The organism is Pseudomonas fragi, assembly GCF_025426255.1.
GTDB lineage: Bacteria > Pseudomonadota > Gammaproteobacteria > Pseudomonadales > Pseudomonadaceae > Aquipseudomonas > Aquipseudomonas kulmbachensis.
In genome coordinates this window covers 1,540,173-1,563,779 of the sequence record NZ_CP104861.1, presented here as the reverse complement: position 1 = coordinate 1,563,779, position 23,607 = coordinate 1,540,173, and the positions used below count along the sequence as shown (strand labels likewise).

Here is a 23,607-nt window from a genome sequence, read left to right as displayed (position 1 = left end):
GATAACCTTGTGAACAGAGCTGTTTTTCATGGCTGAAAGGCCCGTCCCATAAGGCTTGTAGTCAGATCGGGCGTTTTTTACACACATAAAAAAACCCATAAATTCATTGACTTGGCAGTCAGCAACCACTAGCCAAGGGAACTTATGGGACATTTTGAGTTTTGTAGGACAGAACTTACAAAAATTCGACTCGGACTACAGATACGACAACGCCCCGTCGAGACGGGGCGTTGTGCGTACAAAAAACTGCTTATTGGGCAGCGTCTTGCTCTGCTTTGGCAGGATCTTTGATGCCCAGCAGTTCCAGGTCGAATACCAGTACCGAATTGGCCGGGATCGACGGGCTTGGGCTTTGTGCGCCGTAAGCCAGCTCGCTTGGGATGTACAGCTTGTACTTCTCGCCAACGTGCATCAGTTGCAGGCCTTCAACCCAACCCGGGATTACACCGCTAACCGGCAGATCAATCGGGCTACCACGCTCTACCGAGCTGTCGAACACCTTGCCATCAATCAGTTTGCCTTCGTAGTGAACAGTCACCACGTCGGTAGCTTTAGGCTGAGGACCATCGGCTTTCTTGATTACTTCGTACTGCAAGCCAGAAGCGGTAGTGACAACACCAGCTTTCTTGGCATTTTCTTCGAGGAATTTTTTGCCTGCAGTAGAGGCTTCTTCACTCATTTTGGTCAGACGCTCTTCCGCACGCTTTTGCAGTGCTGCGAACGCTTCGATCAGTTCATCGTCCTTGAGCTTTTGCTCTTTCTTGCCGACGGCATCTTCGATGCCCTGGGCTACAGCCTTGGAATCAAGGTCATCCATGCCTTCCTGAGCCAGGCTTTTGCCCATGTTCAGGCCGATGCCGTACGAGGCTTTTTGCGCAGGGGTTTTCAGCTCTACGCTGGTCTGCGAATCACAACCCGCCAGTACCAGACTTACCAGGGCCACAGCTGCCGCCAACCGATGCTGTTTCATGCTATTTCCTTGTTCATGCGCCAAATGGGCAATCGAATAAAGCCGCGAGCTTATCAGGCGGCCGCGACCAATGGCTACCGGGTTAAGAGAGACAAATCATGGATAAGTTCACCGCCGGAACGGTGTTCTCGGAAGAATTCATAATAGCCGCAACTTTTATTTACACATCTGAGAACCTGCCAAACCTGACAGTGCCACCCCATGATTGCTTGATGCCAGGCCACACCTGAGGCATAAGGCTGTAAATATTCTTACAAGGAGCGTTATTGTGCGTCTGTTTTACCGTGTTTTGCTGGGGTTGCTGGTGGCATTGGCCCTGGGAATTGGCCTGGTGATTTACTTCATTGCCAACCCGAAGCTGCCTGCCTACCAACCCCCGCAGCAACTGCACTATCTTGACCAGTGGAGCCCTGCTGACCGTCAAACTTATTACTACACCCCTCAGGGCACACAGGTTAAAGGCCTGCATTACGACTGGTTCAGCGCCCTGGAGCTGCCTTTTTCAAAGCAGCCTTTCGCAGCGCCCGAGTATTTGGCGCGCTTTGGCTTTCTGGTTGCCCCCCAGCAACAGGCCAGTGCCGCCAACCCGGCCAATTTGCCAGTGGGTTTTACTCGTCACCAGAACCCTGGCAGCACCGTGGAGTACCTGGATATCACCTGCGCAGCCTGTCACACCGGCGAGTTGCGGTTCAAAGGCCAGGCACTGCGCATTGACGGCGCCCCGGCACAGCACGTGCTGCCATCCAGCGTACCTACCTTGCGCGGCGGCAGTTTTGGCCAGGCGCTGGTAGCCAGCCTTGCAGCGACTTATTACAACCCGTGGAAATTCGAGCGTTTCGCCCGCACGGTGCTGGGCGATCAATACGATGCGCAACACCAGCAGCTGCGCAAGGACTTCAAGGCGTCGCTGGACAACTTCCTGAGTGTGGCCTGGAACGATACCCATCGCGGCCTCTATCCGACGCTAGAAGGCCCTGGCCGCACCGATGCATTTGGGCGTATTGCCAACGCCAGCTTCGGCGATGCAATTTCCCCCGCCAACTACCGTGTGGCCAACGCTCCGGTAGACTATCCACACCTGTGGGATATGTGGACGTTTGACTGGGTGCAGTGGACCGGCTCGGCCAAGCAGCCGATGGCACGCAACATTGGCGAAGCGCTTGGCGTTGGCGCCACCCTGAACTTTTTCGACCCCCATGGTCAGCCACTGCAAGGCGATGCTCGTTATCCGTCGAGTGTCCGGGTCAATGACCTGCACCTGATCGAAGAAACCCTGCAAAAACTCAAGCCCCCGGTCTGGCCCGAAGATCTGTTCGGCCCGGTCGATCGCCCTCTGGCCGCCAAAGGTCGCGCGCTATTCAGCGAAAATTGCGCCGGGTGTCACGTGCCGCCTGTGGTTGAAGAAAACGGGCGATGGGTCAAGCAACTCAAAATGCTGCCGGTCGAGGTGATTGGCACCGATCCCAATACCGCGAATAACATCGCCGACAACCGTTACGACCTGAGCGCATTGCAATGGGACCCCGCCGAACTGGCCGGAATGAATGTGGATTTGTTCCCCAAAACCGACGCGCCTCTGGACATGAGCAAACTGTCGGTAGCCAAGGGCTTGGCCTACGTAACCGCCTTTGTTGAAAAGCGTGCCTACCACGACGCCAACATCGGCCCTGAAGAGCAGGATCGCCTCAATGGCTTTGGCCTGCCGATTGGCGTCATGGAGTTGCGTGCCTACAAGGCTCGGCCGCTCGACGGGATCTGGGCCACGGCACCCTTCCTGCACAACGGTTCGGTACCTACGGTGTACCAACTGCTGTCACCACAGTCCGAGCGCGACGCTACCTTCTATCGCGGCAGCTTTGAGTACGACCCGCGCCATTTGGGCTACCGCACAGAGGCCTTTGACGGCGGTTTTGTACTCGACACCCGCATCAGCGGCAATCACAACAGCGGTCACGAGTTCCGCTCCGGTCCTCGTGGCAATGGGGTGATCGGCCGCCTGCTGCAACCCGAAGAACGCTGGGCGCTGCTGGAGTACTTGAAAGTGCTCGGCGGTCCCCTTGAGCAACAGTTGCCCAACCAATGAAGCGCCTTCAACACACCGAAGCTTTCGCTAAAAGGATGTTTGCATGCTGACCACTTTCTGGCTTCGACTCGGCAAATGGCTGGGCAAGTTGCTGTTGCTGCTGATTGCCCTGGGGTTACTCGGCTGGGCGCTTGCTACAGGCTGGTACGCCTGGCAGCATCGCGGGCCGGTCTCGGCTCAGGAGCAGATACCGGCGGGTGAAGCCGCCATGACCCAGGACACCCTCCAGACAGCGATCAGGATCGTCGACCAGCATCGCGAGAACACCCGCTATCTGCGCGATGCTCACGCCAAGGCTCATGGCTGCGTCAAGGCGCAAGTCCAGGTGCTGGATGACCTGGACCCGACTTTGCGCGAAGGCGTGTTTGCCACCCCAGGCAAAACCTGGCAAGCCGTGATGCGCCTGTCCAATGGCAACGCTTACCCGCAATTCGACAGCATCCGCGATGCCCGTGGCATGGCGATCAAGTTGCTCGACGTGCCGGGGGCTCAACTGTTGCCGAGCCAGCAAGGCCGTCACGAACAGGACTTTGTGATGTTCAACCACCCCAACTTCTTTGTCAGCGATGTTGCCGAATATCGTCAGAACATCGCGGCCCAGGCCGATGGCAAAAAGATCGCAGCGTTCTTCCCGTCATGGGACCCGCGCAGTTGGCAAGTCCGTCATTTGTTTATTGCCCTGGCCACATTGGCACCGGCTCCGGCCAGCCCAACTCAAACCACCTACTTTTCGGTATCGCCTTACAAGTTCGGCACGGCCAATGCCAAATACCGGGTAGCCCCTGACCCCGACAGTTGCCCGGCGTATAACTTGCCCAAGCAGAACGAGGCGCTGCCCAACTTTTTGCGCAACGCCTTGAACCAGCAACTGTCCACGGACCGAGTACCGGCCTGTTTTGTGCTGCAAATCCAGCGTCAGAACGCCAATCGCTTTATGCCGATCGAAGACACCAGTATCGAGTGGAAAGAGTCTGACGCGCCCTTCGAGACCGTGGCACGAGTCAAGATTGCCCCTCAAGACTTCGACACCCCAAGTCAGAATCTAACGTGTGACAACCTGTCGTTCAGCCCGTGGCACGGGATTGAAGAGCATCGGCCGATAGGCGGGATCAACCGTTTGCGCAAAGCGGTGTATGACGCGGTGAGCGCGTACCGGCATACGCGTAATGCCGAGCAGTAACCGCAAACACATATAGCCGCTGCCGCAGGCTGCGATGGGCAGCGCAGCGGCCCTGATTCTTAAAGGTCCTGCGGACCTTATCGCAGCCTGCGGTAGCGGCTACAGTCCAGAATGGCGCACTTAATGCACCGGCAGTTCAACGCCTTCGAACAGGTCTTCCAGTTCCTGTTTGTTGTGGCACGCAATGGCCTTGGCCATGACTTCACGGGTGAGGTGCGGAGCGAACTTTTCGATAAAGTCGCACATAAACCCGCGCAGGAAGGTGCCACGGCGGAAACCGATCTTGGTGATGCTCGACTCGAACAGTTCGCTCGCGTCCAGTACCACCAGGTCGTTGTCGAGTTTGGTGTCCACGGCCATTTTGGCGACGATGCCAACACCCAGGCCCAAACGCACATAGGTTTTGATCACGTCGGCGTCAGCAGCGGTAAACACCACTTTAGGGGTCAGGCCGCGGTGGCTGAAGGCTTCGTCGAGTTTGGAGCGACCGGTAAAGCCGAACACATAGGTCACGATCGGGTATTCAGCCAGCGCTTCAAGGGTCAGCTTCGGCAATTTGGTCAGTGGGTGACCTTGTGGCACCACCACACAGCGATTCCAGCGGTAGCACGGCATCATCACCAGATCACCGAACAGCTCCAGGGCCTCGGTGGCAATCGCAAAATCGACCGTACCATCGGCGGCCATTTCGGCAATTTGCATCGGCGAACCCTGGTGCATGTGCAACGCAACATCCGGGTATTGCTTGATGAAATTACTGATCACCGGCGGCAAGGCATAACGCGCCTGGGTGTGGGTGGTGGCAATCGACAGCGTGCCTTTTTTCTCGTTGGAAAATTCCTGGGCGATCTGCTTGATGCTTTCGACCTTGCGCAGGATCTCGCCAGCGGTGGTGATAATGCGCTCGCCTGCCGGTGTCACTCGGGTCAGGTGTTTACCACTACGGGCAAAGACCTCGACCCCCAGCTCATCTTCAAGCAGGCGGATCTGTTTGCTGATACCCGGCTGTGAGGTGTAAAGACTCTGCGCGGTGGCCGAAACGTTGAGGTCGTGGTGCGCCACTTCCCAGATGTAGCGCAATTGTTGAAGCTTCATATGCATCCCTCAAAGCTGATAGACGCCAAGGGTATCGGCGGCGGTATATAACTATATGGAAGGTTGGAATAAGAAATCTAGAACTTTTTATCGTTTTTATCGATTCATCAGCCTTACACATCAGTACTGCGCCGACGCTGCATCAGCGGCACCAGATACACCGGGATCTGTACCAGATCGATAATCCGGGCTGCCGTACGCCCCAAATGCGATTCGCCCCCCGTTGACTGGGCATGACTGCCCAGAACCAGCAGATCAACCAACAGTTTGCGCGACTGCTCCAGAATGACCTGCGAAGGCTCGCCCTGAATAACCTTGACCGATCGAATCAGGGCCAGTTCCCGCTCCCCCCCTGCCAACTCCTCGCGAATACTTGCAAAAACCCGCAGCTCTATATTTGAAAGCATGGTGTCCATGCCCTGCTGATGCAGCTCGCTCAACGCCTGCTCATCGAGGTAGCTTTCTAATACCGACTCGGCAAACAGCCCCATGGGCTCAACCACATGCACTACATACAGATCTGCGCCGAAACTGCTGGCCAACCCCAACGCATGCTGCATCACTACCGGCGAGTAAATACCGAGATCAGTGGCGTACAGAATTGAGCGAATCATACGACCCCCTCGACAGCTTTAATGGACGAGATTGATTCAGCTTAGCAGCGCACGGACAAGTACGATGATCCGCGCAATAACTTGCCCACGCGGCTACTCGGGCGTTGAGTCCGCGGATTCATTGCTGATGCCGTGGGGCACATGACCGGTAGCGACAACCTGACGCGCCCTTTCGCAATGACCGGCCTGATCGTCGAAAAACACGTCCGCTGCAAAGGCTTCCAGAAACGCCGATTTATCCAGCCCGCCGAGAAACAGCGACTCGTCCAGGCGAATATCCCAATCACGCAACGTGCGTATCACCCGCTCATGGGCTGGCGCCGAACGTGCGGTGACCAGCGCGGTGCGAATCGGGCATGCATCATCAGGAAACTCGCGTTGCAGCAGGTTAAGCGCCTCCAAAAAACCTTTGAACGGCCCGCCACGCAACGGGTTGCGCGCGGACTCGCGCTCAAGGGACTGAAACGCCTCAAGGCCACCGGTCTGAAACACGCGCTCTGACTCATCGGAAAACAGCACCGCATCACCGTCGAAGGCAATCCGTAATTCGTTGCTCTCGGCACGCAACGCGCCACCCGACAAAATGGTCGCCGCCGCAAACCCGGCATTCAATGCGCTGCGCACATCATCGGCATGGGTCGATAAAAACAGATCACAGCCAAATGCATTGAGATATGGATGCGGATTGCGCCCACCGGAAAACGCTGCCCGGGAAATATTCAGGCCGTAATGCTGGATCGAATTGAACACCCGCAACCCGGTATCGGCACTGTTGCGCGACACCAGCACCACCTCGACCCGCTCGCGCCCAAGGCTGGCGTTGAAACTAAGGAGCTTCTTGACCAGCGCGAAGGCATCCCCCGGGGCAAGTACTTCATCTTCATGTTCGATCTGGTACTGGCGGTATGCCTCGATCCCTTGGGTCAAGTACACCTGATGGCTATCACTCAAGTCGAACAGGGCCCGAGAAGAGATGGCCAGCACCAGCTTGCCTTTTAAGCCTTTGCTCATATCGCCTCCACAGGTTTTCAAGCGAGTACAAATATCGGATCAAGGTAACTCGTCAGGCTCAAGCATCAAGGCGAGTCGAATATGGTGCGCCAATTCGCCTTCACTCAAACGGGACTTGAGCTCACCGTAAAACGCCCCGTCGCGCACCACAAACAGGGTTGGCAAATGGAAAATTTCATAGCGCTCGACCAGGCCCCCGTTGTCACTGGCATCGATCCAGCACAGCCGGTCAATGGGCAACTGCATCTCTGGCAGCATGCGCCGAGCAGTGCGACAGGCCGAACAACCAGCGCTGGTAAAAATCACCAGCGAGGTCCCGGGCAGCGCCAGCAGCTGCTGATCGGCATCAAAGTCGGTCAGTTCCATTTCGCTCACTATACTCATAAGACAATATTAAATTGATGGCACTTGGAGTCAGTGTTCATGGGTCGTTTTTTACCTCACCCAGATGATGTTCCCGTTGAAATAACGCTGCGCAAACAACCTTCACTTTCGCGTCAGAAGCTGCACTCTATCAGCCTCGGCGGCGTGTCATGCAATAGCGATAGAGGCTGGCGACGCGGCACTGCGGTCGACCTGTACATGCCCACCCTGGGGGAAAACGCACATTACCCAGGCTATATCGCCTGGTGCGAGAAACACCTGCAGGGTTACCGCGTCGGGATTGCCCTGATCGACGAACAAACACTGTTTGGCGCGCGCATGGGCGAACAGATTTGCCAGATCGAGCACTACTCACGCCTCCAGCGCCAACAAAATCCATGCCCGCAAGACCTGGAGGCCCTGGCCCTGGAATGGGTCAGTCACCACGCTGCGGAGTTCTCCCAGGCGACCCTCGATCACGCAATGGCGCAGGCAGTGCTGGATTAAAGCTGTGCTTGCCCATTGTCGAATAACCGGTTAACGCGTTAAGGTTCGGCTCCCCGATGCGATCAACCAAGCAGTGCTCCGCCGCACGGGGATCGCTGGCGGCCGGCACCCGTGACCTGACGAGTAACACGATGGCTGATTTACCGATCGACGACCTAAACGTTGCCTCCAACGAAACCCTGATCACACCTGAACAGCTCAAGCGCGAAATGCCTTTGCGTGAAACGGCTCTGCAGACCGTGACCAAAGGCCGTGAGGTGATTCGCAACATCCTGGATGGCACCGACCATCGACTGTTCGTTGTTATCGGGCCTTGCTCGATCCACGATATCAAGGCTGCCCATGAGTATGCCGAGCGCCTTAAAGTGCTCGCCGCAGAAGTCAGCGACACGCTGTACCTGGTGATGCGCGTTTATTTCGAAAAGCCACGGACCACCGTGGGCTGGAAAGGCCTGATCAACGATCCGTACCTGGACGACTCCTTCAAGATCGAAGACGGTCTGCACATTGGCCGCAAACTGCTGCTGGATCTGGCTGAAATGGGCCTGCCAACGGCCACTGAAGCCCTTGATCCGATTTCCCCGCAGTACTTGCAGGACCTGATCAGCTGGTCGGCGATTGGCGCCCGTACCACCGAATCGCAGACCCACCGCGAAATGGCTTCCGGTCTGTCTTCCTCGGTAGGTTTCAAGAACGGCACCGATGGCGGCCTGACCGTGGCGATCAACGCCCTGCAGTCGGTTTCCAGCCCGCATCGCTTCCTGGGGATCAACCAGGAAGGCGGCGTGTCGATCGTCACCACCAAGGGCAACGCCTACGGCCACGTGGTATTGCGCGGCGGCAACGGCAAGCCCAACTATGATTCGGTCAGCGTCGCGCTCTGTGAGCAAGCGCTGAACAAGGCAAAAATCCGTCCGAATATCATGGTCGACTGCAGCCACGCCAACTCCAACAAAGACCCGGCGCTGCAACCGCTGGTCATGGAAAACGTGGCTAACCAGATCGTCGAGGGCAACCAGTCGATTATCGGCCTGATGGTCGAAAGTCACTTGAATTGGGGCTGCCAGGCAATCCCGAAAAACCTCGAAGACCTGCAATACGGCGTGTCGATTACCGATGCCTGCATCGATTGGGCGGCCACCGAAAGCACCTTGCGCAGCATGCATGCCAAGCTCAAGGATGTGCTGCCAAAACGTGATCGCGGCTAACACACCTGATCTGTAGTGCTGATACTCCTCAACTTGTAGCCGCTACCGCAGGCTGCGATGGGCAGCCTAGCTGTCCTGCCTTCAACGGCGAAGGTCCTTCGGACCTTCTCGCAGCCTGCGGCAGCGGCTACAGGTCAGTCTGAGCCCAGCAAACGCTGGCTTGCCACCATCTGCTCCCGCCCACGCGCCACCATCCAGCGATGAAAATCGCGGCAATGCGCGTTGTCAAAAGCGCCCTTGGCGCCCACCAGAAAATACGCTGAAGGCAAGGGCAAGCCGTAAGGGAACGGCATGACCAAGCGCCCCTGCGCCAGGGCATCAGCCACCATCGAGTATTGCGCCAACACCACACCCTGCCCCGCTTGAGCGGCATGGATTGCCATGGCCGACAATGAATAAACCCGATAACCGTCGCGCAACCCTTCGCAGTCAACCTGCTGGGCCTTGAACCAGTCGCGCCACGACGGTGGTGAAGCAAACTTGGGCAACCAGTCAATCGACAGCAAGGGATAGGCCAGCAAGTCCTGCGGGCTGTTGAGCGGCGCCTCGGTGCGCAACAGCTGCGGGCTCAGCACCGGCACCACGCAATCGCGGTATAGCTCAATGGCGTTCTCACTCGCCACATAATCGCCGTAGGTGAAGCGAAAGTCGATGTCATAGCCGTCAGGCGACGGCTCGGCATGGCTGCCATCAAGAAACACATTGAGCTGGGGGTGCTCGGCCTGCCAGGCATAAATATGCGGCGCCAACCACTCCGAAAGCAGCGACGGCAACGCGCTGATGCGCAGGTTGCTGGCATTTTTCGAGCGCTCGACTTCGGTCTGGGCAATGCGCAAACTTTCAAAAGCAGCGGCACAGCTCTCGTGATAACGCTGCCCGGCAACGGTCAGGCGGATGCGCTTGCCGACTTTGTGGGTCAGGCTCAAACCCAGGGTGTCCTCCAGCAGTTTCATCTGCTGACTGACAGCCCCGGCCGAAATCCCCAGGCGCCTGGCCGCCTCCACAATCCCGCCAAAGCGTCCAACGGCTTCAAAAACCTGCAAGGCACGCAGGGAAGGCAAGCTGTTCATCCACATCTCCAGAGGCAATTCAGCGGGTCGATACTTTAGCTGAGCTATAGAAAGCCACAGCTTTCACCCTCTTTTAGAAAAATGAAAGCCTCGTATTCTGAAGAGCCCCTGCGCCGCACAGCGAGGAAAATTCCCACACAGATGTAACTCTACGTAACGGCACACCCTACTGGCTGGCACAGCCCGCGCGTTAGTGGCCCGTACCAGGCCAGAGAACCGCTCTGGCACGCCATCCCACCGAATTGGCCTGTAATTTGCTCGTCATGTATATACAGGTACGGTCAATGCGCATCGTATATGTAGATCGGTCATAACGCTGAATCCGTCTGACAAAGGAAAATAACAATGAAAAAACTTGTCCTCGCAACCGTCTTGGCACTGGCATCTACCGGCATTCTGGCCAAGGATCTGAGCGAGATTCGCTTCGGTGTTGACCCCACTTTCGCGCCCTTCGAGTCCAAAAACGAAAAGGGTGAACTGGTGGGCTTTGATATTGATCTGGGCAACGCCATCTGCGCCGAACTCAAGGTCAAGTGCAAATGGGTAGAGACCCCGTTTGACAGCAGTATCCCGGCCTTGCGCGCGAAGAAGTTCGACGCGGTGTTATCAGCCATGACCGTTAACGAGCAGCGCAAAAAGAACGTCGCATTCTCGGATCGCCTCTACAACTCTCCCAACCGCTTGATCGCGAAGAAAGACAGCGGCCTGCTGCCGACCCCCGAGTCGCTCAAAGGCAAGCGTGTCGGCGTCGCCCAGGGCACCACTCAGGAAGCTTACGTCAAAGCCATTTGGGCGCCGCAGGGGGTGATCATGGTCACCTACCCCAACCAGGACCTGCTGTACCCCGACCTGATCAGTGGTCGTATCGATGCCAGCCTGACCGATGCTGCCGTGGCGGATATCGGCTTCTTGCAGACCAGCAAGAACACCGGTTTCTCGTTCGCCGGTGACGCGGTGACCAACACCGAGATCCTCGGCGAAGGCATCGCCATCGGCCTGCGCAAGGATGACCCGGTATTGCTCGAAGCCATCAACCGGGCACTGGCAGCCATGCACAAGGACGGCACCTACGACACCATCCAGAAAAAATACTTCACCTTCGATATCTATAACTGAAGCCCGCGTCTGAACGGTGCCGGATAGCCTGCATGCAGGTGGTCCGGCGCCTTGTATTGCACTTTCGCGCAACCGGCCTGCGGGCCGTCGTTGCCTCTGGAGCGACAGAACATGCTTTTACAGGGCTATGGCTCACTGATTGTCGAAGGGACGCTGGCAACCATCCAATTGGCACTGCTGTCGATGCTGCTGGCCGTAACACTGGGCCTGATCGGCGCGTCGGCCAAGCTGTCGAAACAACGGACCTTGCGCAATCTGGCAGCGGGCTACACCACGCTGATCCGTAGCGTGCCGGATCTGGTGATCATGCTGCTGCTGTTTTTCAGCCTGCAAATCTGGCTGAACAACTTCACCGAATGGCTGCAAGTCGATCAGATCGACATCAACCCGTTTGCCGCCGGGGTGCTGACTCTGGGTTTTATTTACGGGGCCTATTTCACCGAAACCTTTCGCGGAGCCTTTCAGGCCGTGCCTGCCGGCCAGCTCGAAGCAGCCGTGGCATACGGCATGAACCGGCGTCAGGTATTCATCCGCGTGCTGTTCCCGCAAATGATGCGTTTCGCGCTGCCGGGCATCGGCAATAACTGGCAAGTACTGATCAAAGCGACGGCGCTGGTGTCGATCATCGGTTTGATCGACATCGTCAAAGTCACCCAGGATGCCGGTAAAAACTCGATGGACCTGTTCTTTTTCAGCGTGATCGGCGGGCTGATTTACCTGGCCCTGACCACCGTGTCCAACGGCGTATTGATGTGGCTTGAGCGTCGCTATTCGGTCGGCGTCAGAGGTGCCCAACTGTGAACGAAATCATCCAGGAATATTGGAAGTCCTACCTGTGGTTCGATGGTTATCAGCTGTCGGGCGTGGCCATGACCTTGTGGCTACTGGTTGCTTCGATTGCCATCGGTGGCACTCTGGCCGTGCCATTGGCTGTCGCACGGGTGTCGCGCAACCCGCTGCTGCGCATCCCGGTGTGGTTCTACACTTACGTGTTTCGCGGCACGCCCTTGTACATCCAACTGCTGATTCTCTACACCGGGATCTACAGCTTGCAGATAGTGCGTGACCAGCCGGCGTTGGACGCGTTCTTTCGCGAAGGCATCAACTGCACCCTGCTGGCGTTTGCGCTCAACACTTGTGCCTACACCACGGAGATTTTTGCCGGAGCCATTCGAGCCACGCCCTATGGCGAAATTGAAGCCGGGCGTGCCTACGGCATGTCTGAATTCACTCTGTACCGACGCATCATTCTGCCCTCGGCGCTGCGCCGCTCGCTGCCGTTCTACAGCAACGAAGTGATCCTGATGCTGCACTCCACCACCCTGGCCTTTACCGCCACGGTGCCGGATCTGTTGAAGGTCGCTCGCGATGTGAACTCGGCCACCTACTCCTCGTTTGAAGCCTTTGGCCTGGCCGCCGTGTTGTACGCGGTGATGGTCTTTACCCTGGTCTGGGTGTTTCGCCGCTGCGAAAACCGCTGGCTAGCCTTCTTGCAACCGCAGGCCCATTAAACTGGCGTCATTTGGAGAACATCGAGCATGTACAAACTCAGTATCGAGGGCTTGCACAAGAAGTATGGCAATCACGAAGTCCTCAAGGGCGTGTCGCTCCAGGCCAAGGCCGGTGACGTGATCAGCATTATTGGCTCCAGTGGCTCGGGCAAAAGCACCTTCCTGCGTTGCATCAACTTTCTGGAACAGCCCTGCGCCGGCAGCATCACGGTCAACGATGAACCGATCCGCACCAAACAGGATCTGAACGGAGCCTTGTGTGTGGCTGATCCACGCCAGCTGCAAAAAATCCGCACCAAGCTGGCCATGGTGTTTCAGCATTTCAATCTGTGGCAACACATGACCGTACTGGAAAACATCATCGAAGCCCCGGTGCATGTGCTGGGCATCAAGCGCAAGGAAGCCATCGAGCGGGCGCGCCAGTATTTGCACAAAGTGGGCCTGGCACCGGAAGTCGAAAACAAGTACCCGTCCCATCTTTCCGGCGGACAACAGCAGCGGGTCGCGATTGCCCGGGCTCTGGCGATGGAACCGGAAGTGATGCTGTTCGATGAGCCCACCTCGGCCCTGGACCCGGAGCTGGTCGGTGAAGTACTCAAGGTGATGCAGGCCCTGGCTGAAGAGGGCCGCACCATGGTGGTCGTGACCCATGAAATGGGTTTTGCGCGCAATGTCTCCAACCATGTGATGTTTCTGCATCAAGGACTGGTGGAAGAACAAGGACCGCCGGGCGAAGTGCTGGTCAATCCCAAGAGTGAGCGTTTGACCCAGTTTCTTTCCGGGCGCTTGAAGTGAGCAGGCAGCTCAACAGGAGAAAGGCATGACCACAGGTTTCCCTTCACACCGCAGTTTTGCCCACCAGCGGGAACAATTTCTGGCGGCGGCCAACGAAGTTGGCGCGCAACTTCATGAGTATCCCCATCCACTACGCGGCCCATTTGGCGAGGCACTGAGCACCGACGTCGCGCTGATCGGCAACCCCCAGGCCAAACACCTGCTGGTAGCCCTGAGCGGCACCCACGGCGTGGAAGGCTATTACGGCTCGGACTGTCAGCGTCAATGGCTGGACGACTTGCGCGAGCGCAGCCTGCCCGAGGATGTCGCGGTGTTGATGATTCACTTGATCAACCCGTGGGGCACGGCCTGGATGCGCCGGGTTAACGAAGACAATATCGACCTCAATCGCAACTACCTGGACTTCAATCAGGCAGCGCCCGACAACCAGCCTTACGAAGCACTGCACGCGATCTATACCTGCGACCAACTGCGCGGCCCGCACCGCGAGCAGGCGGATGCCCTGCTCAATGAGCGGGTGCAACGTGAAGGCTGGTCGACGGTGATGTCGATTGTCGAAGCGGGCCAGTATCGCCATCCCGATGGGCTGTTTTACGGCGGTAACGCTGCCAGTTGGTCGAACCGGACGCTGCACCGCATTCTGCAGGAGCATCTGGGGCACGCCAGCAGCGTCATGTGCTTCGACCTGCACACCGGGGCCGGTGAGTACGGCCATCCGATGCTGATGACCATCGCCCAGGCCCCTTACCCGGCACTGAAAGATGCCCAGCGTCTGTTCGGTCCGTGGCTGTATACCTTGATGACCGGTGCTGGTAGCCACAGCGACACGGGGGTGGCCGCCACCGCCACCGGTTACACCTCGCAGGCAATCATTGATGCCCTGCCCCAAGTGCAACTGATGCCGTTTGTGATCGAGTGCGGCACCTACCCCGGCGAGCAGATTCATACGGTGTTGCGCGACGATCAGTGGCTGCATTTGCACGGCGACCTGTTCAGCCCCGAGGCGCGACAGATCAAACTCAAACTGCTGGAGCAATTCTTCCCGGCCGACCCTGACTGGCAAGAGCTGGTCTGGGTGCGTACGCGGCAGATCTGGGAGCGGGCGCTGGAAGAACTGACCAAGTCAGCTACACCATAAATCCTGTAGCCGCTGCCGCAGAGATACTTCAAGCGTGGGAGCGAGCCTGCTCGCGAAGATCATTCGCGAGCAGGCTCGCTCCCACTGGGGCTTGATCTGGAACAGAGTATCTACAGGGGTGTACTCGATCAACGTCATCAGTTAAGAAAATCTAAACAAAACAACAGATTTACCCATCTATTCTTACTCAAGCGCTCCCTCTTATTCTGGTCTCGTCCTCGCACAGGGCACATACCAGAATAATAAGGAGAGACCGCATGTTTATGCGCAACGCGTGGTACGTCGCAGCCAGTGAAACCGAGTTGGGTGAGGAGTTGCTTGCCGTCAAGTTGCTCAACGAGTCCGTGGTGCTGTATCGCAAGGGCGATGGCACCCCGGTTGCCCTGGAGGATGCCTGCCCGCACCGCAAGTTGCCGCTGTCGTTGGGCCGACGCAAGGGCGATGACATCGAATGCGGCTATCACGGCCTGACGTTCGACTGCTCCGGCAGTTGCGTCAAGGCCCCCGGCAGCAGCCATGTCCCCAAGGGCGCAAAAGTGCGCAGCTATCCGCTGCAAGTGCGCTACGGCCTGATCTGGATCTGGATGGGCGATGCCGAACTGGCCGATGCCGACAAGATTTGCCAGGTACCCGAATGGGACGATCCGGCCTGGGGACTCAACCGTGGCGACAGCATGCTTATCCCGTGCAACTACCTGTACATGACCGACAATCTGCTTGATCCGTCCCATGTAGCGTGGGTCCATCAGTCATCTTTTGGCAACGCCGCCTGCGCCCAGGAGCCGCTGCAAACCCGGGTCAGCGATGTCGGCGTAATCGTTTCGCGCTGGATGCGTGACGTTGAAGTTGCGCCCTTCTATGCCAAGTTCGTCAAATTCAGCGGCAACTGCGATCGCAAGCAACACTACGAAGTCCACTACCCCGCGCAGGCCATTATCAAGGCCATCTTCACCCCCGCGGGCACCGGTAGCGATGATGGCGAGCTGCATGAGCAGGTGTTCCTGATGAACTCCTATAACTTCATGACCCCCATCGACGAATCGAACACGCGCTATTACTGGTTTCAGGTGCGCAATTTCGATCAGGACAACCCGGATATTTCCCGTCAGTTTGATGAAGACGTACGCCACGCGTTTGCCGAAGACCGGATTGTGCTCAGCGCAGTCCATCAAGGCATGACCCACAAGCGCAGCCCCAATATTGACCTGGCTTCAGACGCGGGCCCACTGCGGTTTCGGCGTAACCTGGCGCGCTTGATTGCACTTGAGCAACCGGAACAGCTGATCCCGCTGATGCCTGCAGTGGAGGCCTGAGATGAGTACGCAAACACCGGGATTCAGTGCCTGGCGGGTAATCGACAAGCAACCGGAAAGCGCCATCATCACCTCCTTCGTGCTGGCACCTGCGGACGGTATCAGCCGTCTGGATTTTCGCCCAGGGCAGTTCCTCACCCTGCGCCTGACTCTGGCAAACAACAGCACGTTGCTGCGCAACTACAGCTTCAGCGCCTGCGCCGCCAAACCGGGCCAGGTACGGATTTCGGTCAAGCGCGAACCCGCACCCCTTGACCAGCCTCAACTGCCGCCGGGGCTGGGCTCCAACCACCTGCATGACTGCGTACAGACGGGCGACTTGCTGCAAGTCGCAGGCCCGTCCGGAACCTTTGTGCTGGATGAACTCAGTACCCGCCCCGTGCTGTTGTTCAGCGGCGGGGTTGGCCTGACGCCGATGGTCAGCATGCTCCACAGCCTGAGCCGCGACTCGAGCCGCACCGTGTATTTTGTGCATGCCTGCGAAAACGGCACGGTACATGCCCTGCGCGATGAAGTCCTGGCCCTGGCCGACCGGCGCCCGGGTATCAACGTGCATTTTTGCTATCGCACCCCCGGCGCAGACGACCGGAGTCGTTACCATAGCGAAGGCCTGATTACCCGCCAGACCCTGCAACAGTTGCTGCCGCTGGACGACTACGATGTCTACCTGTGCGGCCCACGCCCGTTCATGCAAGCGAACTGGCGCCTGTTGCGCAGCCTGGGGGTCGCCAGGGAACGTATCCACTATGAGTTCTTTGGCCCGGCTGCCGTGCTTGAAGAAGACGAGGTCAGCCCGCTGGCAGCACCTGTCAGTCCACCAACCGCACAGCGCCCGGAAGCCGACACGCTGAGCGTGTGCTTTATGCCGTCCGGTACTCGGGTGGTGTGGGATGAAAACTGTCACTCGCTACTGGAGTTGGCCGAGCAGGCAGGCCTTGAGCCCGCCTTCAACTGCCGGGCGGGGCTGTGCAACACCTGTCAGGTACGACTGCAGGAGGGAACCGTGGAGTATCTGGAGGAACCGCTGGAGGCACCGCAACATGGCGACATCCTGCTGTGTTGTACGCGCCCCACCAGCGCGATCACCGTGCAGTTATAGCCGCACACAAAAACGCCGGGGCGTGCCCGGCGTTTTTGTGAATCTGCTTTCAGGTGTTGGCTTGAGGGCGCTTGTGGCGCTCCATGTAGCGCTCAACATAAGAACATGAGGGGATCACCTCATAGCCCATCTTGTCGGCGTAATCGAGCGCCTGCTCTGTCAATGCTGCCGCAATACCCCGACCACGCAAGGCGTTGGGCACGAACGTGCGATAGATATCCAGAGTCTGCTTGCCCAGATCCATGTAGGTCAGGTAAGCACGATGACCGTCGACAGTGGTCTCAAACTGGTGACCTGCCTGGTCATGGTGGATAGACAACGCCTCGCTCATCATTGCTCCTTCGCGGGTCTCGAACCGTGACCCCTACCTTACTGATGTTTTTCCGCCGAGGGAACTACTACGCCATCGCCCACACTGCCAACACGCGACGGGTCGACAGGACTGAGCAAAGAGTAGCCACTCTCAAGGCAAATGTTCAATTCATGCGATCGGCAGTTGTCAGCAGAATAAGCCTGCCCAAACGTTTCGTCAGCCCGATAACCCGAAAGAAGCCCTGAACATTTTTCGGAAGGTTGAGGCTATGACGTAGACGCGCATTTAAAGTCACGTACTGGCAACACCGGCATGGCATTGCGTAACACTTGAAACTGACTGTTTTACAAACACAATCTGTTAAAGCTAGCCCATCAACAATGCTTTCCAATTATTTTTTTTGGTTCTTGCGCTAGGTCATTTTACTTACTACAACTAATGGGTACTATGTACGCCGGCTGTTTCCTCACTTTGAAGGAACAGCTTTAATTAGAAAGTCCTTGAAGGGGAACACGATGAACAACGTTCTGAAATTCTCTGCTCTGGCATTGGCCGCAGTTCTGGCTACCGGTTGCAGCAGCGTATCTAAAGAAACTGAAGCCCGTCTGACTGCAACTGAAGATGCAGCAGCTCGCTCCCAGGCTCGTGCTGACGAAGCCTACCGTAAAGCTGACGAAGCTCTGGCTGCTGCTCAAAAAGCACAACAGACTGCTGATGAAGCTAACGAGCGCGCTCTGCGCATGCTTGAAAAAGCAAGCCGCAAGTAATAGTCCTTCGGGATTGTTACCAAGCCGACCTATTTTTAGGTCGGCTTTTTTATTGCCTGCCAGCGACTAAACAGGCAATAAAAAGCCGCCGAGGTTAATAACCGCGGCGGCTTTTTTTAGTGCGTTTTTACTGCACGTAGTCCAGCGACTGGCCGACGGCCACTGAGTTGGATACACCGATTTCTGCCGGTATGCCCGTCTCGGCACCCACTACCGGGAACGCCTTGTCCTTGTCTATCTGGACTTTGTTTTCCAGGTCTTTGTGCTTGAGCAGAAAGTTGATGAAGCCTGCGTACTTGTTCTGCAAATCTTCAGGGGTCAAGTGGGACTTGTCGCTGACCGCCAACAAGGAGCCATCCTTGACGTTCAGGGGCTCATGGACCTCGAGGAAAACCTTGCCGCCACTGACGCCAATCTTGTACGGCTCGTTGATGATTCTTACCGGCGTACCGACAGGCACCATGCGCGACATTTCAAGAACGTTCTGGTTGAGCATGCGGAAACAACCATGGCTGGTCCCGGTGCCAATACCGAACTTCGCGTTCGAGCCATGGATCAGGTAGCCCGGCATGCCAAGGGTGAACTTGAACGGGCCCAACGGATTATCAGGGCCTGCAGGCACCACGTTCGGCAGCGGATCGCCATTTTTGGCGTGCTCTGCCTTGATCGAAGCCGGTGGGGTCCAGGTTGGATTAGGCGTCTTGGCGGTGACCTTGGTCTGACCTAAAGGCGAACCCCAGCCTTCACGGCCAATCCCCAGCGGAAAGGTGTAAACCTTGTTCTGGTCTTTGGGGAAGTAGTACAACCGGTACTCGGCCAGGTTGATCACGATCCCTTCACGCTTGCCCGGCGGCAGGATGAACTGGGTCGGCAACACGATATCGGTGTCGACTATGGTGCCATCGAGGTTCTTCTTGACCGGCAACCAGGCATCAATCCCAGGGTTGGCAGCGATCATTTCCGAGTAACCCAGTTCGTACTTGTTGCCCAGATCAGCGAAGGAGTCTTCGTACTTGCCCTTGATCACCTGCACCTCGCCGACGACATCTTCGCCAGGCGGTGGCAACGGGAATTCAAGCGCGACAGCGGGACCCGCAACACAAAGTGCGGCAACTGACAGGTAGCGGGTGACGGCAGGTAGGCGCGACAACATCCGGAACATCCTTCGCATAATCAACGGGGGACAAAAAAGGGAGTGTACACCGCGCCCGCAGGGATCGCGGGCCGGTTAAGACGTCAAACACGTAACATCATAGTTCAAAGCGCAACTCTACAGCTCGAAGCGCAACTCTGGCCAGATAGGCTCGGTGCCACGGCGCTGCGACTCGATAATTGCCCGGCACAGCGGGCACAGCCGATGGTCTTGAAAGACCTTGCGCGTGACATCCGACCAGCGCGGCTGTGCTGGCAGCAATGAGCCGCACAACGTACGGTCAATGGTGCCTCCCAGCTCCAGTTGACGCGTCACCAGATGCACCCGTACCTCCTGGCAGGCGAACAAATCGAGCTGCTCATCGGGCTCGATCAGTTGATAGGCATATAAAGACCAGGCAGGACGCGACATCAGGGGCTCCAAATCGGGGGGGCGCCACCTTAGCCGAAACACTGCCACTAGAAAAGCATCAAAGCAGGGGTTTTAGCGCCGGCCACACATTATCCAGCAAAAGCCCCTGCGCTCCGACCGCCGGGTGGATGCCATCGGCTTGCATCAACTCGGGTTTTCCCCCTACGCCCTCAAGGAAAAATGGCACCAGCACGACGTTTTTTTCCTTACCCAGTTCGGTATAAACCGCAGCAAATGCCTGGGTATATCGCGCACCATAATTGGGCGGCAACTGCATCCCCAGCAGTAGCACCTTGGCACCCGATTTTTGCGAGGCATCAATCATCCCCGCAAGATTTTGTTTCAATTGCGCTGGCAACTGGCCACGCAGACCGTCATTGCCACCCAGCTCCACAATAACCACCTCGGGCTTATGCTCTGCAAGCAGCGCGGGCAGCCGCGCCAGCCCTCCAGCGCTGGTGTCGCCACTGATCGAAGCATTGACTACCTTGTCGTCGTATCCTTGCTCCACAAGCCGCTGTTTGAGCAGCGACACCCATCCCAGACGGGTATCCAGGCCGAAAGCCGCGCTGATACTATCGCCAACGATCAAGATTGTTCCCGCCGTTGCCGTCTGCGCCATGCACATCAGGGCCAGAGCAGCACTTAAAAACCACACACGCATTGGATTCTCCATGGGCGAAAGTATTCTCACCGCGCAGAACCTTAGCAAAGTGGTTCCCAGCGCGGAAGGCGAGTTAACCATCCTCCACCCCCTGAGCCTAGAGCTGAACAAGGGCGACAGCCTGGCGATTGTCGGCGCATCCGGTTCCGGCAAGTCCACATTGCTGGGCTTGCTCGCAGGCCTGGACCTGCCCAGTCAGGGCGAAGTGATCCTGGCCGGACGCGCCCTGAGCACGCTGGATGAAGACCAGCGCGCACGGGTGCGAGCCGAACACGTGGGTTTTGTGTTCCAGTCGTTCCAACTGCTCGACAGCCTCAATGCCCTGGAAAACGTCATGCTGCCGCTGGAGCTGGATGGCCGCAAAGATGCCCGTGAGCATGCCCGGCATCTGCTTGAGCGGGTCGGCCTGGGCCAACGCCTGAGCCACTCACCGCGCCAGCTGTCCGGCGGCGAACAACAACGTGTCGCCATAGCCCGGGCGTTTGCAGCCAACCCGGATGTGCTGTTTGCCGATGAACCCACCGGTAACCTGGACAGCCACACCGGCGAGCGCATCACCGACCTGCTCTTTGAGCTGAACAAGGAAAGCGGCACCACCCTGGTGCTGGTGACCCACGACGAACGCCTGGCACATCGTTGCCGGCGCCTGATCCGCCTTGAAGCTGGCCATCTGGTCGGCCCTCTGGAGCCCTGATGGCACGTTTGCCGCTATTGCGCCTGCTAAGCCTCGCCGTACGCCAATTGCTGCGCGATGCCCGCGCGGGTGAGTTGCGCGTGCTGTTCTTTGCCCTGCTGGTCGCGGTCGCGGCCAGTACCGCCATCGGCTACTTCGGGGCCCGTCTCAATGGCGCGATGCTGTTGCGCGCTACCGAATTCCTCGGCGCCGACCTGGTGCTCGATGGCAGCTCCCCTGCCCGCGAAGAACAAATCAAGGTCGGCACCGATCTGCAGCTCCAGCATGCCCGGGTGGTCGAGTTTGCCAGCGTGATTGCCACCGACAACGGCATCCAGCTCTCCAGCATCAAGGCGGCAGATGCTGCATACCCGTTGCGCGGCGAACTGAAAAGCGCCCCCCAGCCCTACGCCGAAGAGCAACCCGGCGGCGGCCCCAGCCCCGGCGAAGCCTGGGCCGAAGCACGCCTGCTCACCGCGCTGAACCTCAAGGTCGGCGACGAAATCGATATCGGCTCCAAACCCGTGCGCATCACCCGCGTACTGACGTACGAGCCAGACCGTGCCGGTAACCTTTACAGCCTCACCCCGCGCGTACTGATCAATCTCGACGACCTTGCCGCTACTGGCATCGTGCAACCGGGCAGCAGGGTCACCTACCGCGAGCTGTGGCGCGGTGAAGCGCCAGCGCTTGAAGCCTATCGCCAGGTGATCAAACCCGGCCTGGAGGCCAACCAACGCCTGCTGGATGGCCGTGATGGCAACCAGCAGATCGGCGGCGCGCTGGGCAAGGCCGAGCGCTACTTGAACATGGCCAGCCTGGTGGCGGTGTTGCTTTCGGGCGTGGCCGTGGCCTTGTCTGCGACACGCTTTGCCAATCGACGCTTTGATGCCAGCGCCCTGTTGCGCTGCCTGGGCCTGTCGCGGCGCGAAACCCTGTGGCTGTTCACCCTGCAACTGACGGTACTCGGGCTGCTGGCCAGCCTTGCAGGCGCAGTGCTCGGGTGGCTGGCGCAGCTTGGGCTGTTCGCCCTGCTGCATGACTTGCTGCCTGCTGACGTGCCGCCCGGCGGTCTGATCCCGGCCATCGCCGGGATGGGCACCGGTCTGGTAGCACTCGCAGGTTTCGCCCTGCCGCCGCTGGCCGCGCTGGGTCGCGTACCGCCGCTGCGGGTATTGCGCCGCGACATGCTACCGATTCCCGCCAGCACCTGGACTGTCTACGGCGCGGCCCTGCTGGCCCTCGGGCTGATCATGTGGCGCATGAGCCTCGATCTGGTGTTGACCTTCGCCCTGCTCGGTGGCGGGGTGATTGCCGCACTGATGCTTGGCGGCATCCTGCTGTTGGGCCTGCAAAGCCTTCGCCGCCTGCTGGCACGGGCCTCACTGCCCTGGCGCCTCGGCTTGGGCCAGTTGCTGCGCCACCCGCTGGCAGCCGCAGGCCAGGCCTTGGCCTTCGGCTTGATCCTGCTGTCGATGGCACTGATCGCCCTGCTGCGTGGCGAGTTGCTCGACACTTGGCAAAACCAGTTGCCCAAGGATGCGCCCAACTACTTTGCGCTCAATATTTTACCGGCCGACAAGGACGCTTTCGGCGCCCACCTGATGACCCTTCAAGCCCAGGCCGCGCCCTTGTATCCAGTGATTCCTGGGCGTTTGATCAGTATCAACGGCGAACCGGTGCAAGACATCGTCAGCAAGGACTCCAGCGGCGACAAAGCCACTCAGCGCGACCTGAGCCTGACCTGGGCCGCTAACCTGCCAGCCGACAACGAACTGACCGCAGGCACCTGGTGGACCCAACAGCCTGCCGGGGATGTGCCTGGTGTGTCGGTCGAAGCCAAAGTCGCCGAAAGCCTGAAGCTGAAGCTGGGCGACCACTTGATGTTTACCGTTGCCGGAGTCAATCGCGAAGCTCAGGTCACCAGTTTGCGCAGCATCAACTGGGACAACTTCCAGCCCAACTTTTTCATGATCTTCCAACCGGGCACCTTGCAGGACCTGCCGGCCACTTACCTCACCAGCTTTTACCTGGCACCTGGGCACGACAAGGAAGTCATCGAACTGTCGCGCAGCTTCCCGGCCGTGACCATCCTGCCCATCGACGCCCTGCTCGAACAGCTGCGCAGCATCCTGGCGCAAGTAACCATTGCCGTGGAATACGTGCTGTTGTTTGTATTGGCGGCAGGCATGGCGGTGCTGTTTTCCGGCTTGCAATCCACCCTCGACGAACGTATTCGCCAGGGCGCCTTGCTGCGGGCATTGGGGGCCGAGCGCCAACTGCTGGTCAAGGCCCGGCGCATCGAGTTCGGCCTGCTGGGTGCTACCAGCGGCTTGCTCGCGGCACTGGGCGCCGAACTGGTCAGCCTGGTGCTGTACCGCTTCGCCTTCGACCTGCCGTGGCACCCGCATCCGTGGCTGCTGCTGTTGCCGGTACTGGGCGCCGTGATGGTCGGCGGCGCAGGTGTGTTCGGCACGCGCCGAGCACTCAATGCCAGCCCGCTAACCGTGTTGCGCGAGGGCTGATAGACTCGCGCCCTTCACTGACAACGGA

The 23,607-nt window shown here is 58.3% G+C and carries 24 protein-coding genes; 14 read left to right on the top strand and 10 right to left on the bottom strand.

Translation table 11 applies throughout. From position 1 onward, the window contains the following. Window positions 1–250: 250 nt before the first annotated feature. Window positions 251–970, bottom strand: a complete 720-nt coding sequence (locus N7D90_RS07335; RefSeq protein ID WP_261741540.1) for an FKBP-type peptidyl-prolyl cis-trans isomerase — start codon at window positions 968–970, stop codon at window positions 251–253. Window positions 971–1,238: 268 nt separating this feature from the next. Here N7D90_RS07335 and N7D90_RS07330 point away from each other — a divergent pair, with 268 nt between their 5' ends. Next, window positions 1,239–3,053 carry a di-heme-cytochrome C peroxidase gene (locus N7D90_RS07330; protein ID WP_261741539.1) on the top strand — a complete coding sequence of 605 codons (1,815 nt, stop codon included), beginning with the start codon at window positions 1,239–1,241 and terminating at the stop codon, window positions 3,051–3,053. Window positions 3,054–3,096: 43 nt separating this feature from the next. After that, the gene (locus N7D90_RS07325) at window positions 3,097–4,233 is read left to right on the top strand and encodes a catalase family protein (RefSeq protein ID WP_261741538.1); all 1,137 of its coding nucleotides are present in this window, start codon (window positions 3,097–3,099) and stop codon (window positions 4,231–4,233) included. 120 nt (window positions 4,234–4,353) lie between these two features. On the opposite strand, the gene cysB is transcribed toward N7D90_RS07325, so the two are convergent. From cysB to N7D90_RS07305, 4 genes are all read right to left on the bottom strand, one after another. Then, on the bottom strand, window positions 4,354–5,328 hold the full coding sequence (gene cysB, locus N7D90_RS07320; protein ID WP_019410733.1) for an HTH-type transcriptional regulator CysB: 975 nt from the start codon (window positions 5,326–5,328) through the stop codon (window positions 4,354–4,356). A 113-nt stretch (window positions 5,329–5,441) separates the two neighbouring features. Next, window positions 5,442–5,942: a universal stress protein gene (locus N7D90_RS07315; RefSeq protein ID WP_261741537.1), complete on the bottom strand. Its 501-nt coding sequence runs from the start codon at window positions 5,940–5,942 to the stop codon at window positions 5,442–5,444. Between the two features lie 93 nt (window positions 5,943–6,035). After that, on the bottom strand, window positions 6,036–6,953 hold the full coding sequence (locus tag N7D90_RS07310) for a 5'-nucleotidase (protein WP_261741536.1): 918 nt from the start codon (window positions 6,951–6,953) through the stop codon (window positions 6,036–6,038). Window positions 6,954–6,992: 39 nt separating this feature from the next. Next, the gene (locus tag N7D90_RS07305; protein ID WP_261741535.1) at window positions 6,993–7,319 is read right to left on the bottom strand and encodes a thioredoxin family protein; all 327 of its coding nucleotides are present in this window, start codon (window positions 7,317–7,319) and stop codon (window positions 6,993–6,995) included. A 57-nt stretch (window positions 7,320–7,376) separates the two neighbouring features. On the opposite strand from N7D90_RS07305, the gene N7D90_RS07300 reads away from it, so the two are divergent. Beyond that, window positions 7,377–7,823 (top strand): PilZ domain-containing protein, encoded by a 447-nt coding sequence (locus tag N7D90_RS07300; protein ID WP_261741534.1) that lies wholly within the window; start codon window positions 7,377–7,379, stop codon window positions 7,821–7,823. A gap of 131 nt (window positions 7,824–7,954) precedes the next feature. Next, the gene (locus N7D90_RS07295) at window positions 7,955–9,031 is read left to right on the top strand and encodes a 3-deoxy-7-phosphoheptulonate synthase (protein ID WP_261741533.1); all 1,077 of its coding nucleotides are present in this window, start codon (window positions 7,955–7,957) and stop codon (window positions 9,029–9,031) included. 134 nt (window positions 9,032–9,165) lie between these two features. On the opposite strand, the gene N7D90_RS07290 is transcribed toward N7D90_RS07295, so the two are convergent. Continuing rightward, on the bottom strand, window positions 9,166–10,101 hold the full coding sequence (locus N7D90_RS07290; RefSeq protein WP_261741532.1) for a LysR substrate-binding domain-containing protein: 936 nt from the start codon (window positions 10,099–10,101) through the stop codon (window positions 9,166–9,168). 345 nt (window positions 10,102–10,446) lie between these two features. Here N7D90_RS07290 and N7D90_RS07285 point away from each other — a divergent pair, with 345 nt between their 5' ends. The 7 genes from N7D90_RS07285 (at window position 10,447) to N7D90_RS07255 (ending at window position 17,073) form a co-directional block, all read left to right on the top strand. Next, window positions 10,447–11,217 (top strand): ABC transporter substrate-binding protein, encoded by a 771-nt coding sequence (locus tag N7D90_RS07285; RefSeq protein WP_261741531.1) that lies wholly within the window; start codon window positions 10,447–10,449, stop codon window positions 11,215–11,217. Window positions 11,218–11,328: 111 nt separating this feature from the next. Continuing rightward, window positions 11,329–12,018, top strand: coding sequence for an ABC transporter permease (locus N7D90_RS07280; protein ID WP_261741530.1), 690 nt, complete (start codon window positions 11,329–11,331; stop codon window positions 12,016–12,018). Continuing rightward, complete coding sequence (locus N7D90_RS07275; protein ID WP_261741529.1) at window positions 12,015–12,728, top strand: ABC transporter permease; 714 nt, start codon at window positions 12,015–12,017, stop codon at window positions 12,726–12,728. The genes N7D90_RS07280 and N7D90_RS07275 overlap by 4 nt, the downstream gene beginning before the upstream one ends. Window positions 12,729–12,755: 27 nt before the next feature. Then, window positions 12,756–13,523, top strand: coding sequence for an ABC transporter ATP-binding protein (locus N7D90_RS07270; protein ID WP_261741528.1), 768 nt, complete (start codon window positions 12,756–12,758; stop codon window positions 13,521–13,523). Window positions 13,524–13,548: 25 nt separating this feature from the next. Further along, a complete protein-coding gene (locus N7D90_RS07265; protein WP_261741527.1) occupies window positions 13,549–14,661 on the top strand; it encodes a M14 family metallopeptidase in 1,113 nt (370 codons plus the stop codon). Window positions 14,662–14,918: 257 nt separating this feature from the next. Next, window positions 14,919–15,974, top strand: a complete 1,056-nt coding sequence (locus N7D90_RS07260) for an aromatic ring-hydroxylating dioxygenase subunit alpha (RefSeq protein ID WP_261741526.1) — start codon at window positions 14,919–14,921, stop codon at window positions 15,972–15,974. 1 nt (window position 15,975) lies between these two features. Beyond that, window positions 15,976–17,073, top strand: coding sequence for an FAD-binding oxidoreductase (locus tag N7D90_RS07255; protein WP_261741525.1), 1,098 nt, complete (start codon window positions 15,976–15,978; stop codon window positions 17,071–17,073). A gap of 49 nt (window positions 17,074–17,122) precedes the next feature. On the opposite strand, the gene N7D90_RS07250 is transcribed toward N7D90_RS07255, so the two are convergent. Beyond that, window positions 17,123–17,404 carry a GNAT family N-acetyltransferase gene (locus tag N7D90_RS07250; protein WP_019827604.1) on the bottom strand — a complete coding sequence of 94 codons (282 nt, stop codon included), beginning with the start codon at window positions 17,402–17,404 and terminating at the stop codon, window positions 17,123–17,125. Between the two features lie 497 nt (window positions 17,405–17,901). On the opposite strand from N7D90_RS07250, the gene oprI reads away from it, so the two are divergent. Next, on the top strand, window positions 17,902–18,153 hold the full coding sequence (oprI, locus tag N7D90_RS07245; RefSeq protein ID WP_003172710.1) for an outer membrane lipoprotei OprI: 252 nt from the start codon (window positions 17,902–17,904) through the stop codon (window positions 18,151–18,153). A 127-nt stretch (window positions 18,154–18,280) separates the two neighbouring features. Here the strand turns inward: oprI and N7D90_RS07240 are convergent, their stop codons facing one another. From N7D90_RS07240 to N7D90_RS07230, 3 genes are all read right to left on the bottom strand, one after another. Then, a complete protein-coding gene (locus N7D90_RS07240) occupies window positions 18,281–19,306 on the bottom strand; it encodes a L,D-transpeptidase family protein (protein ID WP_261741524.1) in 1,026 nt (341 codons plus the stop codon). Between the two features lie 117 nt (window positions 19,307–19,423). Continuing rightward, entirely contained in the window at window positions 19,424–19,717 is a 294-nt protein-coding gene (locus N7D90_RS07235; RefSeq protein ID WP_003446817.1) for a hypothetical protein, read from the bottom strand. Between the two features lie 58 nt (window positions 19,718–19,775). Further along, window positions 19,776–20,381 (bottom strand): arylesterase, encoded by a 606-nt coding sequence (locus tag N7D90_RS07230; protein WP_261741523.1) that lies wholly within the window; start codon window positions 20,379–20,381, stop codon window positions 19,776–19,778. Window positions 20,382–20,391: 10 nt separating this feature from the next. On the opposite strand from N7D90_RS07230, the gene N7D90_RS07225 reads away from it, so the two are divergent. Next, window positions 20,392–21,075: an ABC transporter ATP-binding protein gene (locus tag N7D90_RS07225; protein ID WP_261741522.1), complete on the top strand. Its 684-nt coding sequence runs from the start codon at window positions 20,392–20,394 to the stop codon at window positions 21,073–21,075. Continuing rightward, window positions 21,075–23,579, top strand: coding sequence for an ABC transporter permease (locus N7D90_RS07220; protein WP_261741521.1), 2,505 nt, complete (start codon window positions 21,075–21,077; stop codon window positions 23,577–23,579). Before N7D90_RS07225 ends, N7D90_RS07220 begins: the two co-directional genes overlap by 1 nt. The last annotated feature ends 28 nt before the right edge of the window (window positions 23,580–23,607 follow it).

Excerpts from the sequence above, each read along its gene's own strand:
- N7D90_RS07335 (WP_261741540.1), bottom strand. The coding sequence starts at position 970 with ATGAAACAGCATCGGTTGGCGGCAGCTGTGGCCCTGGTAAGTCTGGTA.
- N7D90_RS07325 (WP_261741538.1), top strand. The coding sequence starts at position 3,097 with ATGCTGACCACTTTCTGGCTTCGACTCGGCAAATGGCTGGGCAAGTTG.
- cysB (WP_019410733.1), bottom strand. The coding sequence starts at position 5,328 with ATGAAGCTTCAACAATTGCGCTACATCTGGGAAGTGGCGCACCACGAC.
- N7D90_RS07315 (WP_261741537.1), bottom strand. The coding sequence starts at position 5,942 with ATGATTCGCTCAATTCTGTACGCCACTGATCTCGGTATTTACTCGCCG.
- N7D90_RS07310 (WP_261741536.1), bottom strand. The coding sequence starts at position 6,953 with ATGAGCAAAGGCTTAAAAGGCAAGCTGGTGCTGGCCATCTCTTCTCGG.
- N7D90_RS07305 (WP_261741535.1), bottom strand. The coding sequence starts at position 7,319 with ATGGAACTGACCGACTTTGATGCCGATCAGCAGCTGCTGGCGCTGCCC.
- N7D90_RS07300 (WP_261741534.1), top strand. The coding sequence starts at position 7,377 with ATGGGTCGTTTTTTACCTCACCCAGATGATGTTCCCGTTGAAATAACG.
- N7D90_RS07295 (WP_261741533.1), top strand. The coding sequence starts at position 7,955 with ATGGCTGATTTACCGATCGACGACCTAAACGTTGCCTCCAACGAAACC.
- N7D90_RS07290 (WP_261741532.1), bottom strand. The coding sequence starts at position 10,101 with ATGAACAGCTTGCCTTCCCTGCGTGCCTTGCAGGTTTTTGAAGCCGTT.
- N7D90_RS07285 (WP_261741531.1), top strand. The coding sequence starts at position 10,447 with ATGAAAAAACTTGTCCTCGCAACCGTCTTGGCACTGGCATCTACCGGC.
- N7D90_RS07280 (WP_261741530.1), top strand. The coding sequence starts at position 11,329 with ATGCTTTTACAGGGCTATGGCTCACTGATTGTCGAAGGGACGCTGGCA.
- N7D90_RS07270 (WP_261741528.1), top strand. The coding sequence starts at position 12,756 with ATGTACAAACTCAGTATCGAGGGCTTGCACAAGAAGTATGGCAATCAC.
- N7D90_RS07265 (WP_261741527.1), top strand. The coding sequence starts at position 13,549 with ATGACCACAGGTTTCCCTTCACACCGCAGTTTTGCCCACCAGCGGGAA.
- N7D90_RS07260 (WP_261741526.1), top strand. The coding sequence starts at position 14,919 with ATGTTTATGCGCAACGCGTGGTACGTCGCAGCCAGTGAAACCGAGTTG.
- N7D90_RS07255 (WP_261741525.1), top strand. The coding sequence starts at position 15,976 with ATGAGTACGCAAACACCGGGATTCAGTGCCTGGCGGGTAATCGACAAG.
- N7D90_RS07250 (WP_019827604.1), bottom strand. The coding sequence starts at position 17,404 with ATGAGCGAGGCGTTGTCTATCCACCATGACCAGGCAGGTCACCAGTTT.
- oprI (WP_003172710.1), top strand. The coding sequence starts at position 17,902 with ATGAACAACGTTCTGAAATTCTCTGCTCTGGCATTGGCCGCAGTTCTG.
- N7D90_RS07240 (WP_261741524.1), bottom strand. The coding sequence starts at position 19,306 with ATGTTGTCGCGCCTACCTGCCGTCACCCGCTACCTGTCAGTTGCCGCA.
- N7D90_RS07235 (WP_003446817.1), bottom strand. The coding sequence starts at position 19,717 with ATGTCGCGTCCTGCCTGGTCTTTATATGCCTATCAACTGATCGAGCCC.
- N7D90_RS07230 (WP_261741523.1), bottom strand. The coding sequence starts at position 20,381 with ATGCGTGTGTGGTTTTTAAGTGCTGCTCTGGCCCTGATGTGCATGGCG.
- N7D90_RS07225 (WP_261741522.1), top strand. The coding sequence starts at position 20,392 with ATGGGCGAAAGTATTCTCACCGCGCAGAACCTTAGCAAAGTGGTTCCC.
- N7D90_RS07220 (WP_261741521.1), top strand. The coding sequence starts at position 21,075 with ATGGCACGTTTGCCGCTATTGCGCCTGCTAAGCCTCGCCGTACGCCAA.